This window comes from Cytobacillus gottheilii (genome assembly GCF_018582665.1).
GTDB lineage: Bacteria > Bacillota > Bacilli > Bacillales > Cytobacillaceae > Cytobacillus > Cytobacillus gottheilii.
The window spans coordinates 203,254-219,361 of sequence record NZ_CP071709.1 but is presented as its reverse complement, the minus strand read 5'-3'; the positions used below and the strand labels follow the sequence as shown (position 1 = coordinate 219,361).

Sequence of the window (16,108 nt, the reverse complement as noted above, 5' to 3'; positions counted from 1 at the left end):
ATGTTTACTAAAAATATTGTAATCGTAGACGATGAACCAATTACTCGGAAAGGTATTCAGCGAACCTTGGAAAACTGGAATAATGGAGAATATACAATCTACATTGCGGAAAGCGCTGAAGAGGTCCTCAAAATTGCAGAGATTAAAAAGATTCATATTTTGCTATCCGATATCCGCCTGCCAGAGATGACCGGGCTGCAGCTATTAAAGAGTATAAAAGCCATACAAATGAATCCCGTCGTCATTGTCATTTCGGCCTACTCTGAATTTGAATATGCTCAAGAAGCTCTTAGACTTGGAGTAGTAAATTATCTGCTAAAGCCTGTTGGGAAGAAGAAGTTAATTGAAGCCGTCGAAGAAGCTGTCCAGGTGTTAGAAAAACAGCTGCGAGCTGGAATAATCGAAAAAGTTGTGGACGAAAAAATCATTAATGCCAGCACGAAAATCAATTCGACTAAAGACACGATCCGTTCGGCCGTTACCTATATTGATCAGCACCTTAGAAATGAACTCACTCTAAAGGAATTAGCTAATCATGTTCATTTGAATCCGAGTTACTTTAGCGTATTGTTTAAGGAACAAGTCAATCTAACTTTTAGTGAATATTTAACTAGGCGCAGAATCCAGCGGGCAAAGGAACTAATGATATCCACCAATCTGCCGATCAATGAAATCGCAGAAGAAGTAGGGTACAAAACAGCCAGATATTTTATTAAACTATTTAAGGAAATTGAAGGCGTAACCCCGAGTGCTTATCGAAAACTCAATAATGAAAGGGCTTTCTAAAAATAGTAGCATATTTCCCAATCATAGTCGCCTTTTTTGGTATTCCCCTAAATGGTAAAGTTAGATATGAAAGATAAGAGAACTCAAATTAGGGGGGATTAGTTTTGAAGAAAAAGAAAGCGTTTTCTCTAGGTATATCCTTGGCATTAGTAAGCGGATTAATTTTGGGGGCATGTTCATCATCGGAAGATACCAGCAGCGAGTCAAACAGTGACAAAACCGTCGTTAAGATGATGCATTTATGGCCTGAGGGAAGTTCAAATGCACAGTATACAATCGTCGATGACATTATTAAAGCTTATGAGGAAGAAAATACGAATGTAGACATTCAAACTGAGATTTTAGGAAATGAACAGTACAAAGAAAAAATCAAAGTTCTATCTGCTTCAAATGAACTTCCTGATGTTGGTATCACTTGGGCAGCCGGATATATGAAGCCATTCGTGGATGGAAATAAATTCACCTCTTTAGATGATATTGTAAAAGAAGATCAATTTGTGGCTGGTACTCTTGATGCTTTCTCTGTAGATGATTCACCATATGCTTTACCACTGGAATTAAACATCACCCCTGTCTATTACAATAAGGAAATTTTTGATAAATATAACCTGGAAGCACCTGAAACATATGACGAATTCTTAAGCGTTGTTGAAACTCTTGTTGATAATGGCGTTACTCCTATCACTTTAGGAAACAAAGACCGCTGGACTGGCTCTATGTGGTATATGTATCTTGCTGATCGTATCGGTGGTCCTGAATCCTTAAACAATGCCATTAATCGTACCGGAAGCTTTGAAGATCCTTCACTTGTTCAAGCTGCTGAAGAAATAACAAAGCTTGTTGACATGAATGCATTTGTAAAAGGATTCAATGGTCTATCAAATGATGAAGCAAAAGGTTACTTTATGAATGAACAAGCTGCAATGTATTTAATGGCAACTTGGGAACTGCCAAACTATACAACTAGCCCTGATGTTGCCGAAGAATTTAAAGACAAAGTTGGCTACTTCAAATTCCCTACTTATGAAGGCGGGAAAGGTGACATTGACAGTTATGTAGGCGGTCCTGGCGTAGGTTTATTTGTTTCTGAAGAATCAAAGGTCAAAGATGAAGCAAAAAAATTCGTTTCTTACTTAGTTGAAGAATGGGGCAAGCGATCAGTAACAGATGCCGGTGTTATTCCTGCTACAGTTGTGGATACTTCAAATGGGGATCTTGACCAAATGTACATTGATATTTTAAATGATTTAGGAAATGCTACTAATCTTACTCTTTATGCGGATGTTCAAATGTCTGCGGGTGTAGCGGATGTCCACTTAAATCAAATTCAAGCTTTATTCGGAGGTCAATCTAGCGCTGAAGAATTTACAAAAACGCAAGAAGAGGCACTTGCTGCTGAGAAATAATAATGACTTTAGAAAAGGACATATGCTTTTAGTAATATGTCCTTTTCTTTATCTGCCATAAGTGATTTCACCTTATTAAAAGCATTAAGAATACTAGAATCTTATCTTGTAAGCTCATAGGCTGAGAAACTGATTTTCACAGTCCGACTGGTTCAAATATGTAGAAATAGAAAAAGAACCACGGAATAGGTTTTCACCTTATAGAAAGGAAGAGGCTATCATCATGAAAAATGTTATGTCGAATAAAATGGTTATTGCCCTTTATACACTCCCTGCTTTACTTCTCATCCTTACCCTTATCTATATCCCAATCACCTTATCCGGGTATTACGGTCTCATGGAATGGGATGGAATTGGTGATATGAAGTTTATAGGCTTAGATAACTATATCACCTTGCTCCAGGATAAAATGTTCTGGACAAGTACTTGGCACTCTTTTTTACTGGCTATCTTTTCAACGGCCAGCTTACTTTTGTACCTAGCCATTTCACTTGTACTGGCAAGTAAAATCAAGGGATCTGATTTATTACGTAAAATTTATTTAATCCCAATGCTATTGTCTTCTGTTGCTATTGCCCAGTTATGGATGAAGATTTTCGATCCGACAAACGGGATGGCCAACAAATTACTTGAATTGTTCGGTGTAGAAAATACACCAATTTGGTTAGCAGATCCGGCGATTGCGCTTTACGCTATTTTCATCCCGGTTATCTGGCAATATGCTGGTTTTTATATTTTGATTTATTATGCTGCACTAAAAAATGTACCAGATGAGGTAATTGAAGCAGCTAAGATTGATGGTGCATCGCCCCTGCAAATCGCCTTTAAAATTAAACTGCCCTTGATTTCAAATATTTTCAAAGTAACCATTATGCTTGCAGTCGTTGGCTCATTAAAATACTTTGATTTGATTTTCGTTATGACTGGCGGCGGGCCAAATGGAGCCAGCGAAGTAATGGCGTCTTATATGTATAAAGAAGCATTTAAATTAAACAACTTTGGATATGGCAGTGCAATCGGATTCGGTTTATTGATTATCTGTCTATTGATGACTTGGCTAACTTCCAAACTGACGAAATCTAAGGACGATGTTCAATATTAAGGAGGAATGAAGCAAGATGAGTGAGGTTCGCACACAACATAAAACAGCGACAAGCATGTTCCCGCCACTAAATACGAAGAAATCTTATCTCAGTAAAATCGGCTATGGACTTCTATATCTTATATTGGGATTATTTGCGGTTATTCAGATTTACCCATTAATTTGGCTGGTCTTCTTTTCACTTAAATCCAATCAAGAAGTGTTTGGAATGTCCCCATTTGCATTGCCGCAAGACCCTCAGTGGGGCAACTATATTAAAGCATGGACTTCAGGAAACATTGGACTCTACTTTTTTAATAGTGTCTGGATCACAATTGTTTCTGTAGCACTTACAATCATTTTAGCCAGTTTAGTAACTTTTGCAGTCACTAGAATGCATTGGAAGCTAAGCGGCCCTGTTCTTGGCTTATTCTTAGTCGCTTATATGATTCCGCTGCATTCAACATTGATCCCTCTCTTTAATATGTACAACAGCACAAATTTAATCGATAACCCAGTATCAATCGTTTTATCCTATACAGCATTTAATTTACCTTTAACCATTATGATTTTATTAGGGTTTTATAAAACCTTTCCTCGTGAAATTGAAGAAGCTGCGGTTATGGACGGATGCTCAGTGCACCGGATTTTTTTCCAAATTACCCTTCCAATGACTGTACCAGTTCTTTCAACTACAGCGATCATTAATATGATTTACAACTGGAATGAATTCGTCTTTGTTAACACTTTTATCAGTTCTGATAACTTCAAAACATTGACAGTGGGAATTAACAATTTTGTGGGACAATACTTAACAGATTGGGGTGCGATTGGCGCCACACTAGTGATCAGCATTATCCCTATTCTATTAGCCTTCTTATTCTTAAGTGATAAAATTGTTGAGGGAATGGCAGCTGGTTCTGTAAAAGGTTAATTTCAACAATAAGAGCTTCTATACTATTCCAAAATGAAAGACAGGTAACAAAGTTTTCTTCTTGTAGAAAAGAACTTTGTTACCTGTCTTCTTTACTTGTTCATTCGGCTAATTACTTAAAAGAAGTATATTCGTTTACGTAATCAGCTGCTTTCTTTTATCAACCTTTTTAAAAACTAAATAGCATGTAGCCATAACAATAGCTGCTGATATACTGCCTGCAAAGAAAAAGCCTAATCCAGGTACAAATTTCACTACAAAAAACACAGCAGCCAAGCCCGAAATGATCACTAAATTCTCTATTGGATGAATGATCATCATTAAAAATGAATTCTTTATGATTTGCAGCAATGTTAACTCATAATGAACATAAACAGAAAACATAAATAATATGGTCAAACCCGCTGCAAACATAAACATATATATAGGTATTTGAATAACTTCAAAGAATCCATTCCCCATATTTTGTATAAGAACTAAATTAAAAACAATCAGACCAAGAATTATTGCAATAATAGCACCTAAACAATTGCTTTTTATAAACTCTGATTTATAAGTGTTCATGAAGGTCTGAAAGATCGGAATATCCGTTTCACCCATAGCCCATTTGCGAGTGATCGCAAACATCGATATGGTCGCTGGAAAGAATCCAAACACAACTAGACCTAGAATTGAGAAACCGATCCACAGCAGGTTAACATAGGCAAATCTCGTAATCCATTCTGTAGCCGCATATGCCCGGGTTGCCGTTTTATTCATCTTATCCCTCCACTATATACAAATCTCGGAGCAACTGAATCACCCAAAAATTAATCTGGCGGTATCTTTTCCATTACTATCTTTTTATTCCAAACTTATATTTGGTGATAGAAGAATAACGCTGTCCTTTATCTAGAATAATAGATGGAAATTGAGAATGATGTATAGCATCAGGCAGCCCTTGAGTTTCCAGACAGATTCCTAAGTATTTACTTGTACGCACATCTTGAACGTCTTTATTATATTGCAGCGCATTGCCTGTATAGACGACTACAGCGGGTTCATCGGTTTCAACCGTTAGCGTTCTCCCGCTCTCACTATCCTTCAGCATAATTTCGTTATCGTGATTTGAATTCAATAAAAATGGATGGTCATAGCCATTCCCTACTAAGACATTTTGCGGGTGTGTAGATGTCACTCCTGTTTCAATCACTTCTCCCAGTCTGAAATCAAATGGAGTATTTGTTACTTCTGCTATATGACCAGTTGGAATCAATCCTTCATCCAATTCTAAGAATTCGTCACTTTTTAAAGTTAATGAATGGTTTAGTATATTTTTCTTACTATTTCCGCTTAGATTAAAATAAGAATGGTTAGTTACCGTTAACAGTGTTTTCTGATCCGTTTTTGCCTCATATCGAATCAAAAATTCATTATCATTATTAAGAGTATACATTACCTCAATCGAAAGGTTTCCCGGGTAGCCCTCTTCACCCTCCTTACTTTCATAAGAAAAGCACACACCATCCTCGATTATTTTTGCATTCCATACCACTTTATCAAACCCTTGGATGCCGCCATGAAGATGGTTGGTACGATCATTTTGAGCTACAGTATACTTTTTTCCATCTAACTCAAAAGAGCCGCCTCTTATTCGTCCCGCCACACGTCCAATAATCGCTCCAAGATAATTAGAGTCACTTAAGTAATCCTCCAGTACTTCATATCCAAGAACGACATTCTCCAAAACTCCATTTTTATCAGGTACCATTATGCGTGTAATGATACAGCCATAATTAATAGCCGTTACTTCTACTCCTTGATCATTGATGATTGTAAACGAAAAGACAGGCTTATGATCCAATTCACCGAAGCTTTCCTTCATAATCTGCATGTAGATTCACTCCCTTTTCAGCTAGAATTTCAATTCTCAAAAGAAAAGAAATCCCCACAAATGTGGGGTATATCAATTCTATGATCCTATTTTCTAAATGCTCTTAATTCTTCATTCAGCGACTTTGTCTGAGAATATACCTGTTTATAAATAGCAAAGATCTTATTATACGTCTCCACATTTTCTGGGATTGGATAATATACTTTTGCACTTTGAAGAAAATGATCAGCACATTCTTTTAAAGAAGAAAACCAGCCACAGCCATATGCAGCAAGCATAGCTGCTCCCATACCTGGACCTTGTTCACTATTTAGCTTTTCTATTTTGCAGTTAAAAATATCTGCCTGCATCTGCAGCCATGTTTCATTTTTAGCACCGCCGCCGATGGAGATAATGGAATCAATCGTTTTCCCGCTGTTTCTAAATATTTCAATTGAGTCATTTAAGGAAAATGTAATTCCTTCAAGAACCGCACGAGCAAAATGCTTTTTCTCATGGGCAGCATCTATGCCAATAAAACTGCCGCGGATCGTTGAATCTGCGTATGGAGTACGCTCTCCTGCAATGTATGGTGTAAATAATAATCCATTACTGCCAGGTGCAACTTGATCTACGTCTTTTAAAAGGTCATCAAAGTCCTGACTTTTTGAAAAAGTATCTTTAAACCAGCTTAAACTATGGCCTGCAGCTAATGTCACACCCATTGTATAGTACGTATTCTCTTCGCCATGGTTAAAGTAATGAACTCTTCCTTCAAAATCCAAATCATTTTGTTTTTCATAAGAGAGGACTACTCCAGAAGTCCCAATACTGCATAACGTTTTTCCATCTGATAAAATTCCAGCTCCTATTGCTCCACAAGCATTGTCTGCTCCACCTGCAAATACTTTCGTCGCTTTCGATAGTCCCGTTCTGCTGGAAAAATCCTCTTTAATTGTACCTACATACGAATGTGATTCTACTAATGGAGGACATAAGTTAGGGGTAAGGTCAAATAGATTAAGAAGTTCATGACTCCACTCCCTTTTAGCCACATTTAACAATAGCGTTCCAGCCGCATCTGAATATTCCATATGTATGTTCCCAGTCATCCGATACCGCAAATAATCCTTAGGAAGCATGAAGGTATGAGATTTCATAAAAATTTCTGGCTCATGCTCTTTTACCCATAGGAGTTTCGGCAAGGTGAATCCTTCTAATGCAGGGTTCTTTGTTATCTCTAATAGCTTCTGTTTCCCTGCAGTTTCATAGATTTGTTCACATTGTTTCGTTGTCCTTGTGTCATTCCAAAGGATCGCATTTCTTAGTACTTTGTTTTCTTGATCCAGGAGAACAAGTCCATGCATCTGTCCAGAAAAGCTGATACCCTCGATATCATCCGGCTTTCCATCAAACTGCTCCATTAATTCAGCTAAACCAGCAGTGGTTTTTTCAATCCATTCCTCTGGATTTTGCTCACTATAACCCGATTTTTCAATGATAAGAGGATATGATTTGGATATTTCTTTACATACTTCTCCTTGCTGATTAACGAGTAATATCTTTACCGCGCTAGTACCAAGGTCAACGCCGATAACATATTTCATCCGTATCATCCTTTTTATAGAAATGTGCTGGATTCATACACTTCCAGCACATTTCTTTCTTCTTAATATCATTAAGCTTTTACACTAACAAGTGTTTCTAGTAAATATTGATTAATGATTGCCTTTAAGCGTTCTGTTCTGCCTGATTGAGTTTTAATTTCGTTTAATTGAAGCGCATAAGCCTCTAGTTCGCGGAAGTTTGTTCTGCCTTCCACAATATCTAAACCGATCCCGCTTGAATAACTGCTGTACCGCTCCTCAATGAATTGATCCAACACTTTATCTTCAATCAATTTATTTGCCACTTTTAGACCGACTGCAAAAGCATCCATTCCGGCAATATGTGCATGAAAAAGATCTTCCGGCTCGAACGATCCTCTTCTTACTTTAGCATCAAAGTTTAGTCCGCCGCTGCCTAAACCGCCATTTTTCAAAATTTCATACATTGCTAATGTATTTGTATATAAATCTGTTGGGAATTCATCTGTATCCCATCCTAAAAGAGTATCGCCCTGATTGGCATCAACTGAACCCAGCATCCCATTAATACGGGCTGTTCTTAATTCATGTTCAAATGTATGTCCAGCAAGAGTAGCGTGGTTTGCTTCTATATTAAACTTAAATTTGTCTGTTAAATCATATTTCTGCAGGAATGCCAATCCAGTTGCCACATCAAAATCATACTGATGCTTCGTTGGCTCTTTTGGTTTTGGTTCAATTAAGAATGGAACATCTAAGCCGATCTCCTCTGCATAGTCTACTGCCATATGGAAGAAGCGTGCTAGATTGTCCTGTTCAAGCTTCATATCAGTATTCAGAAGTGTTTCATACCCTTCACGCCCACCCCAAAATACATAGTTTTCAGCACCAAGCTCTTTTGCAACCTCAAGACCTTTTTTTACTTTAGCTGCTGAGTATGCAAAGACATCCGCGTTAGGAGAAGTAGCTGCTCCATGTGTATATCTTGGATTTGTAAACATATTCGCTGTATTCCATAGTAATTTGGTTTTGCTCGTTTTCATGTAATCCTGAATCATTCCAATAATACGATCGAGATTTTCATTTGTTTCTTTTAATGTACTGCCTTCTGGAGCAATATCCACATCATGGAAAGCAAAAAAAGGAACGTTCAACTTCTCAAATAATTCAAATGCAGCCTCCACACGTGCTTTTGCTAGATCTAACCCTTGAAATCGGTCCCAAGAACGAATTGCCGTACCGGCCCCAAATGGGTCTGATCCATCAGCAGTAAATGTATGCCAATACGCCACTGAATAACGCAGAATTTCCTCCATTGTTTTCCCATTAATCATTTCTTCTGGATTATAATACTTGAAAGCAAAAGGGTTTTTGGAAGCAGAACCTTCATATTTAATTTTGTTAACGTTTTCAAAATAAACCATGGGAATATTCCTCCTAATGTTTTATCAAACATGTAATCTAATAAATGACGTATGAAATATATGCCATTTGTTAAATATATTATAGCATCGCCATCTTAGTTTGTATATATAATAAACTAAGTTTCTATTTTTATAATTCAACAAACGTTCCTTTCAAACTATTATCCTAATTGGTAATGAGTTACTGTAGAGGTAAGTACACAATTGCTTACTTTTAATAAGACCTTTATTGATTTGACATAGCAATAGCAAGAATATTGTTGAGCCTTTTCTTCTCTATACACCAAAATAAATATAAACTGCTCACTTTCTCCAAAGTTGGTATATCTGACAAACAAACTTTTGTGATAAGATACTATTAATAGCGAATAAGGAGTTTTTTACAAGTGGAAACCATGACATGGAATCAGCAGGTTGTTAAGAAGAACAATAAAGCACTCGTATTACAAATTATTATTGAAAAAGAACAGATTTCAAGGGCAGACATTGCTCAAGTTTCAGGATTAAATAAGACAACTGTGTCTTTATTAGTGAATGAACTATTGGAAGAGGAGCTTATCTTTGAATCTGGACCAGGAATATCTAGCGGCGGCCGCCGTCCTGTTATTCTCCATTTTAATAAAGAAGCTGGATATACCATTGGAGTGGATATAGGAGTCAACTATGTATTATGCGTACTTACCGATTTACAGGGAAAAATCATAATTGAAAAAAATCAGATTGTACAGCGTACTCCCTATTCAGGAATCATTAGTATTGTGCAAACGATGATCCAATCTCTATTGGAAGAAATGCCTGCCAGCAAGTACGGAGTTGTTGGAATTGGAGCTGGCGTTCCTGGCATTGTTAATAACGAAGGGACGATTCTTCTAGCCCCTAATTTAGGCTGGACAAATATTCAGTTAAAGGCCGATCTTGAGAAAATGTTTCAGATACCTGTCATTATTGAAAATGAAGCAAAGGCTGGAGCTGTGGGTGAACAACAATTTGGGGCTGGTCAAGACTTCCATAATATTATTTATATAAGTGCTGGTATTGGGATTGGTGTCGGCATTATTTTTAACAAGCAGCTATACCAAGGAAAAAATGGATTTTCAGGTGAAATGGGCCATATGATTATTCAAATGAACGGCAAACGCTGTAACTGCGGCAGCCGAGGGTGCTGGGAGGCATATGCATCTGAGCAGGCCTTATTGGAAATGGCCGAGCAAAACGCTGAGACTTTAGAGCAATTGGTACAGCTAGCGGATAATGGGGACCAGACAGCGCGAGATCTTTTTAAGGAAGCAGGTAATTACTTAGGATATGGCATTAATAATATCATTAATACCTTTAATCCAGACCTAATTATCCTCGGCAACCGTATGGCACTAGCCAAGGACTGGATAGAAGAGGCCATACAAACAACAATTGTAAACCACACACTCCCATACCATAAAAGAGAAATGCAATTTAATTTCTCTAAATTAAGTAAATACTCCACTGTCTTAGGTGTATCTGCATTTGTTGTAGAGAATTTCCTTAAAGGAGAAGCAAAAACCTCATGATTTTTCATATGGGGTTTTTGCCTCTTCTCATATTAATTTAAAATGGCTGACTCCATAAAAGGAACGTCAGCCAAATCCTAAACTTATTTGTCTCCATACGGATTAATCGTTTGAATCCTTCCGTCCTGATCATAGTTTAGTTCTGTATATTTCACTGATCGCTTATGGTCCACACCGCCGGATAATGAGCAATCATGATAGAACAGATACCATTTGTCCTTATATTGAACAATCGAATGATGGGTAGTCCAGCCGGATACAGGAGTTAGAATCGTACCTTTATATTCAAATGGACCGTATGGATTTTCACTTGTAGCATAAACAATTTTATGGGTTGTTCCTGTTGAATAGGATAAATAATAAAGATCATTGTACTTATGAAGCCAAGGGCCCTCAAAATATCTGCGATCTTCATCCCCTGCCAAAAGAGGATTTCCGTTCTCATCTACAATAGAAATTTCCTTCGGCTCACCTTTAAAACTTAGCATATCATCGTTTAATTCAGCTACTATTGGTCCTAAGGCAGGTTCTGAAGGGTCTGGACCTTCCCCATCTGGCCTAAAATCTCCAGTCTGCCATTTTTCCAACTGTCCACCCCAAAGTCCCCCAAAGTACATATAAGCGCTTTCATCTTCATCCACAAAAACAGCCGGATCAATACTAAAGCTTCCTGGAATATAATTTTCTTCTGGTTTAAATGGGCCTTCTGGTTTCTTGCTTGTAGCGACACCAATACGAAAGATACCTTCATGATCCCTTGCTGGGAAAAATAAGTAATAGGTGTCATTTTTATGTGCAGCATCCGGAGCCCAAAGCTGTTTACTCGCCCAGGGAATATCTCTTAAATGAAGCACCTCTCCATGATCTACACATTCTCCGCCAATATCATCTAATGATAATACATGATAGTCTTCCATCTTATACTGATCACCATTGTCATTGGATGGTTCATCATGCTCAAGATCATGTGAAGGATAAATATACAGCTTTCCATCAAATACATGTGCAGAAGGATCTGCAGTAAAGATATGAGTTACTATAGGCTCGTTAAATTTAGGATTGTTCGCCATCGTGTTCCTCCTTAAATTTATTGACAATTACAATTTTATTATAAAGCTAGTTTGGTAACTTTGTATACCCAACAAACTAATTATTATATAAAATAGTTTTTTATTTACCTTTGTTTCTAATGTACAAGGCATTCAACTTTCTAACTAAAACCATTTTCAACCTTTTAATATTAAATAAACATGCCGATTGGCAAGCCTGAAAGGAGAAGCTAAAGACTTAATGGCAGTATACTTTATTCTCATTAGGTACTATTTCTTAATTAAAAAAAAGAGACAGAGGTTCCCCTCGTGTCTCATTTTACACTCTCTTTAATATCCTCTACAGTATCCTCAATCTGCTCTCCCCAATGATCGTTCTTCTCAGTAAGTACGATATTGCCGTCAGAATCGATGACCCCATAGCCTCTGTATGCTACATCTCCGTTTTTCATTCCCATAGAATCAATTAGCTCTAGTTCGGGATCAGAAATGAAAGGAATACTTTGACCAAATTCATCGTTTAAAGCATTGTATAATTGAAGCTGCTCCTCAGGAGAATCCTTGCTAATTACGTACATATCAACGTCTAAATCTGCTAACATATCCATATTTTCGTGCAACTGAACCAGTTGCTGTGCGCAAAGTCCTCAGGTGTATGTTGTAATAAAGAAAAATACTGCCGGTTTGTCTGATGGAAATGTAACCTCTTCTGCATTCTGATTTAGAAGAGTCATAGGCTCACTCAATGATTTTTGTCCGCAAGCTGATAAAATGAGCATGGACAAAATGATGAAAAGAAATGATCTTGTTTTCATTTTTATCTCCTTTTGATTTTTTCTAAACTCTCTGCAATTAACCTGCCTACCTCTATTCCATTCTCTTGATGAATAACACTAAGAACTAATAATAAAAAGGATACATGATTTCCCTCTTAGGTACAATGCAGAAAAAGAATAAACCAATTTATAGCAGTTCAGATTTGTTACACTTTTTTACCATTTAAATCATAAACGCCTCGTTTAAAGGCAATAGTACTTATATAAGTATAATTGCAGGGGTGTTCGAATGAAAAAGGCAAGTTATTTAAATATAGGAATGGTGCTGCTATCCTGGTTATCCCTTCCTTTGCTTGGTGAAAAATCAGTGAAAAGGTTTATTCTTTCCTCCCTTTTCATGAGTCTGTATATCATTTTTGAATTTAGATTTGCAGAAAAGAGAAAGTGGTGGTGGTTTCCCATTTCCCTTAAATCAAATTTTCTGGGAGGCTTACCCATTATACTCGGCCCGTTCCTAATTGGGTCTATGTGGATATTAAAATTCACCTACGGGAAGTTTAATTTGTATCTATTAGTAAATATCCTAGTAGATTCTCTCTTTACATACTTTGGCATGGAATGGTTTAAAAAAATTGGTTACGCATATTTAGTAAGGCTAACAAAGTTTCAATTATCACTTGTTTTTCTAATAAAGTCCTTTGTGTTATATGGTTTCCAGGTTATATATGAAAAGTTTACAAAGCATGGTTCAAGCAGAGGAAAGACTGAAGAATCCTTTTAATAAATGGAGTAAATAAAAAGCCCCTCTCGTTTTGAGAAGGGTTTTTATAAATGTATTACATATATTATTTATCGGAAGTTTTTCCATCAAGATCATGATGCACTTCTGTTGCAGGGACTTTGGGGTCTGGGATGTTGCCTTGTGCTGCTGGTTCAGTTACATAGACGAAATCTCCCGTTCCATCTGGTGCACTTCCAGTAGCCCACAGCCCTGTAGATGATTCCTCGCCTTGTGATAGGTTCCAAAATTCTAATCCATGAGGCTGAGCCTCTTGCTCTGCTTCTGGCGGGAAGCTAGCAGGTACGACTACCCCGTTTTTCTCTTCGAGTTCGGCAATCGCAGCCATCCACTGATATTGATGATAGCGGTCACGCGCAAGCATTTTACGGAGTGTAGTACGAACACCCTCGTCATCTGTCATATGATAAATACGGGCCACTTGAAGTCTTCCCTGACTTTCTGCGTTAAGATTTGCTCTCATATCAGCAAGCAGGTTTCCGCTGGCTATTATATAACCTGAATTCCATGGAACACCCTGAGAGTCTTTAGGAGTAGCCCCTAGTCCGCTAACGATTAAATGCTGAGGATTCACTCCTCCCATAATGGCTGCCAAAGTCGGATCTTTAGCTGCTTCTGCCTGCTGATCAGGTGAAGTGCCATCCAGCAATTGGCTAATCAAAGAGCAAAGCATTTCAACATGGCCAATTTCTTCTGTACCGATATCCATTAGCATGTCTTTATATTTTTCATTGCCGCGGCAGTTAAAGCCTTGAAATAAATACTGCATCATTACTGACATCTCACCAAATTGACCACCTAATACTTCTTGAATATGCTTGGCGAGCTGCGGGTCGGGACGATCTACTTTTACTTCAAATTGCAATTCTTTTTGATGTCGAAACATGATATTCCTCCTAATTTAAGAGGCTTTTCGAGTAAGATTTGGGCACTTAGCACAAATAGGTATAACATTGTGCAGGCAAGTGACCCATTAGTCTTACTACCAAAAAGCAGCTTTTCGATTTTGTGGATCTCCTGTCTACGATTCTTTTTTTACCCATCATTCAAGGTGTAAAACTTTAATAAATAGATTTCCAATAAAAAAGGAGAGCCTTCAAAAGAAGACTCTCAGATTGTAGACAAAAGGGGTTCGGAATGGTCTCATTCCGAACCCCTTTTGAAGTTTTTTTCTATTTTTATTCCTTTAGAGGACAGAATGCAGCTATCCTATCCTCAGATTTATACTGTTTTTGGGTCCTGCCACGTCCAGTTGGCTATTTTCTTTAAATTCATGGACGCGAAAGTAAGCATCGCTTGCATCGACAATTTTTTAAGTCCCCTTAACGTTGTCCAACGCATTCCATGCTTTTCTTTTGCATCAGCGAAAACACGCTCAATCGTTTCCTTTCGCTTTGCGTATATTGGTTTTACATCTTTGTGATGGCGAAGATGTTCCGCTTCCTCCACATATTCCTGCCAAATATGCCGGGTCACCACTTTTTGGTGATTCTTACTCTGTGTACATTGGTGCAATAATGAACAAGTGGCACAAGTCTGTTTCAATGATTTGTATTCACGGTAGCCTTCCTTGGTGGTAGTTGAATAGTTCAAAATTTTGCCCGCTGGGCAAATATAACAATCAAAATGTTCATCATAAACATATTCGTGCTTTCGGAAGAATCCATCCTTTGTACGTGGTCGTGTATAAGGGAGTGCAGGTGTTATTTCATGTTCAATTAAGTACTTCGTGATGGCAGGTGTTTTATAAGCTGCGTCTGCGGCAACGGCTTCAGGTTTTCCAACTCTATCAATCACTCGTTCAACTAAAGGCTCAAGGATTCCACTATCATGAATGTTTCCTGGTGTAACTATATTTCCTAAGATAAATCCGTTGCGATCAGAGGCGGCATGAAACGAATAAGCAAACTGTTTAGTGCGTTCGTCTTTGACGTAGTAGCCACTTTCTGGGTCTGTGGTACTTTCTTTGATCTCTTTTGTTTCCTCTTTTTCAAATTTATCAGGTGGAAATGGCTTCTTCCCATGATCTTCACGGTCATCGTTGATTTCTGTCTGAAGCTGTTCTTGATATGCGCGTGTTTCCTTCCGCACAACTTTCTTCGCAAATTTATGTTTATTCGCGCTTGCTTTTACGTGTGTCGAGTCAATAAAAACATGTTCAGCGCTAATTAATTTCTTTTCCGTGGCCGTTTTTAAGATTCGATAGAAGATCTGTTCAAATAGATCAGTATCTTTAAAACGACGCTCATAGTTTTTACCGAAGGTAGAGAAGTGAGGAACTTTATCATAAAATCCATATCCTAAAAACCAGCGATAAGCCATGTTTGTTTTTAGTTCCTCAATGGTTTGGCGCATGGACCGAATACCGAAGGTATATTGAATAAAAGTAAGCTTTATTAAAATTACCGGGTCAATGCTTGGACGACCTACTTCTGAATATGTATCTTTTACTAAATCATAAATGAAGGAGAAGTCAATTGCAGCCTCCATTTTTCGTACTAAATGGTTTTCAGGTACCAGTTGATCTAACGCAACCATTTCAAGCTGATCACGTTGAATTGAATTATGTTTGGAAAGCATCTTCATCACCTCTAACCTTATTCTCCTTTTATTCTAAAACAAAAAAGACTGTAGGCAAACTCGATTTTCATCGAGTTTGTCTACAGTCTGAGAGCCTTCAAAAGAAGACTCTTTCCATTAGCTCTTTTTTAAGATTAACCTTTCAAATGCCATCCTGAATGCTAATCCCATCGATCTATATCTTATGAAACAGGGAAATGTGATCACCCTTACGTAATATGGTTCTCGTTTTAATTAAAAAAGCTGACTTAATGAAACACCATTAAGTCAGCCAATCAATATGATGAT

General features: G+C 37.6%; 14 protein-coding genes and 1 pseudogene. 6 read left to right on the top strand and 9 right to left on the bottom strand.

The window, feature by feature from the left end:
- From J1899_RS01195 to J1899_RS01180, 4 genes are all read left to right on the top strand, one after another.
- Complete coding sequence (locus J1899_RS01195; RefSeq protein ID WP_214476964.1) at positions 1-786, top strand: response regulator transcription factor; 786 nt, start codon at positions 1-3, stop codon at positions 784-786.
- Between the two features lie 104 nt (positions 787-890).
- Entirely contained in the window at positions 891-2,192 is a 1,302-nt protein-coding gene (locus J1899_RS01190) for an extracellular solute-binding protein (protein ID WP_214476962.1), read from the top strand.
- A 223-nt stretch (positions 2,193-2,415) separates the two neighbouring features.
- Complete coding sequence (locus J1899_RS01185; protein WP_214476960.1) at positions 2,416-3,294, top strand: carbohydrate ABC transporter permease; 879 nt, start codon at positions 2,416-2,418, stop codon at positions 3,292-3,294.
- A gap of 55 nt (positions 3,295-3,349) precedes the next feature.
- A complete protein-coding gene (locus J1899_RS01180; RefSeq protein ID WP_214478711.1) occupies positions 3,350-4,207 on the top strand; it encodes a carbohydrate ABC transporter permease in 858 nt (285 codons plus the stop codon).
- 135 nt (positions 4,208-4,342) lie between these two features.
- Here the strand turns inward: J1899_RS01180 and J1899_RS01175 are convergent, their stop codons facing one another.
- The 4 genes from J1899_RS01175 to xylA all read right to left on the bottom strand — a co-directional run bounded on the left by J1899_RS01175 (position 4,343) and on the right by xylA (position 9,069).
- Complete coding sequence (locus J1899_RS01175) at positions 4,343-4,966, bottom strand: YesL family protein (RefSeq protein ID WP_214476959.1); 624 nt, start codon at positions 4,964-4,966, stop codon at positions 4,343-4,345.
- 76 nt (positions 4,967-5,042) lie between these two features.
- Entirely contained in the window at positions 5,043-6,080 is a 1,038-nt protein-coding gene (locus tag J1899_RS01170) for an aldose epimerase family protein (protein ID WP_214476957.1), read from the bottom strand.
- Between the two features lie 86 nt (positions 6,081-6,166).
- Positions 6,167-7,666, bottom strand: coding sequence for a xylulokinase (gene xylB, locus J1899_RS01165; protein ID WP_214476955.1), 1,500 nt, complete (start codon positions 7,664-7,666; stop codon positions 6,167-6,169).
- 71 nt (positions 7,667-7,737) lie between these two features.
- Positions 7,738-9,069: a xylose isomerase gene (xylA, locus tag J1899_RS01160; protein WP_214476953.1), complete on the bottom strand. Its 1,332-nt coding sequence runs from the start codon at positions 9,067-9,069 to the stop codon at positions 7,738-7,740.
- Between the two features lie 395 nt (positions 9,070-9,464).
- Between xylA and J1899_RS01155 the strand changes: the two genes are divergently transcribed.
- The gene (locus J1899_RS01155) at positions 9,465-10,616 is read left to right on the top strand and encodes an ROK family protein (RefSeq protein ID WP_214478710.1); all 1,152 of its coding nucleotides are present in this window, start codon (positions 9,465-9,467) and stop codon (positions 10,614-10,616) included.
- Positions 10,617-10,699: 83 nt separating this feature from the next.
- Here the strand turns inward: J1899_RS01155 and J1899_RS01150 are convergent, their stop codons facing one another.
- The 3 genes and pseudogenes from J1899_RS01150 to J1899_RS01140 all read right to left on the bottom strand — a co-directional run bounded on the left by J1899_RS01150 (position 10,700) and on the right by J1899_RS01140 (position 12,480).
- On the bottom strand, positions 10,700-11,686 hold the full coding sequence (locus J1899_RS01150; RefSeq protein ID WP_214476951.1) for a glycoside hydrolase family 43 protein: 987 nt from the start codon (positions 11,684-11,686) through the stop codon (positions 10,700-10,702).
- A 293-nt stretch (positions 11,687-11,979) separates the two neighbouring features.
- Positions 11,980-12,297 (bottom strand): annotated as a pseudogene (locus J1899_RS01145) (redoxin domain-containing protein); the annotation flags it as partial.
- 15 nt (positions 12,298-12,312) lie between these two features.
- Entirely contained in the window at positions 12,313-12,480 is a 168-nt protein-coding gene (locus J1899_RS01140) for a hypothetical protein (RefSeq protein ID WP_214476946.1), read from the bottom strand.
- Between the two features lie 250 nt (positions 12,481-12,730).
- Here J1899_RS01140 and J1899_RS01135 point away from each other — a divergent pair, with 250 nt between their 5' ends.
- Positions 12,731-13,222, top strand: a complete 492-nt coding sequence (locus J1899_RS01135) for a hypothetical protein (protein ID WP_214476945.1) — start codon at positions 12,731-12,733, stop codon at positions 13,220-13,222.
- Positions 13,223-13,286: 64 nt separating this feature from the next.
- On the opposite strand, the gene J1899_RS01130 is transcribed toward J1899_RS01135, so the two are convergent.
- Complete coding sequence (locus J1899_RS01130; protein ID WP_066451079.1) at positions 13,287-14,126, bottom strand: manganese catalase; 840 nt, start codon at positions 14,124-14,126, stop codon at positions 13,287-13,289.
- A 335-nt stretch (positions 14,127-14,461) separates the two neighbouring features.
- Entirely contained in the window at positions 14,462-15,820 is a 1,359-nt protein-coding gene (locus tag J1899_RS01125; RefSeq protein WP_214475360.1) for an IS1182 family transposase, read from the bottom strand.
- Positions 15,821-16,108: the final 288 nt, after the last annotated feature.

What these genes read in the sequence shown, in the direction of transcription:
- J1899_RS01195 (WP_214476964.1), top strand. Translation starts at nt 1, where the DNA reads ATGTTTACTAAAAATATTGTAATCGTAGACGATGAACCAATTACTCGG.
- J1899_RS01185 (WP_214476960.1), top strand. Translation starts at nt 2,416, where the DNA reads ATGAAAAATGTTATGTCGAATAAAATGGTTATTGCCCTTTATACACTC.
- J1899_RS01180 (WP_214478711.1), top strand. Translation starts at nt 3,350, where the DNA reads ATGTTCCCGCCACTAAATACGAAGAAATCTTATCTCAGTAAAATCGGC.
- J1899_RS01175 (WP_214476959.1), bottom strand. Translation starts at nt 4,966, where the DNA reads ATGAATAAAACGGCAACCCGGGCATATGCGGCTACAGAATGGATTACG.
- J1899_RS01170 (WP_214476957.1), bottom strand. Translation starts at nt 6,080, where the DNA reads ATGCAGATTATGAAGGAAAGCTTCGGTGAATTGGATCATAAGCCTGTC.
- xylB (WP_214476955.1), bottom strand. Translation starts at nt 7,666, where the DNA reads ATGAAATATGTTATCGGCGTTGACCTTGGTACTAGCGCGGTAAAGATA.
- xylA (WP_214476953.1), bottom strand. Translation starts at nt 9,069, where the DNA reads ATGGTTTATTTTGAAAACGTTAACAAAATTAAATATGAAGGTTCTGCT.
- J1899_RS01155 (WP_214478710.1), top strand. Translation starts at nt 9,465, where the DNA reads ATGACATGGAATCAGCAGGTTGTTAAGAAGAACAATAAAGCACTCGTA.
- J1899_RS01150 (WP_214476951.1), bottom strand. Translation starts at nt 11,686, where the DNA reads ATGGCGAACAATCCTAAATTTAACGAGCCTATAGTAACTCATATCTTT.
- J1899_RS01140 (WP_214476946.1), bottom strand. Translation starts at nt 12,480, where the DNA reads ATGAAAACAAGATCATTTCTTTTCATCATTTTGTCCATGCTCATTTTA.
- J1899_RS01135 (WP_214476945.1), top strand. Translation starts at nt 12,731, where the DNA reads ATGAAAAAGGCAAGTTATTTAAATATAGGAATGGTGCTGCTATCCTGG.
- J1899_RS01130 (WP_066451079.1), bottom strand. Translation starts at nt 14,126, where the DNA reads ATGTTTCGACATCAAAAAGAATTGCAATTTGAAGTAAAAGTAGATCGT.
- J1899_RS01125 (WP_214475360.1), bottom strand. Translation starts at nt 15,820, where the DNA reads ATGCTTTCCAAACATAATTCAATTCAACGTGATCAGCTTGAAATGGTT.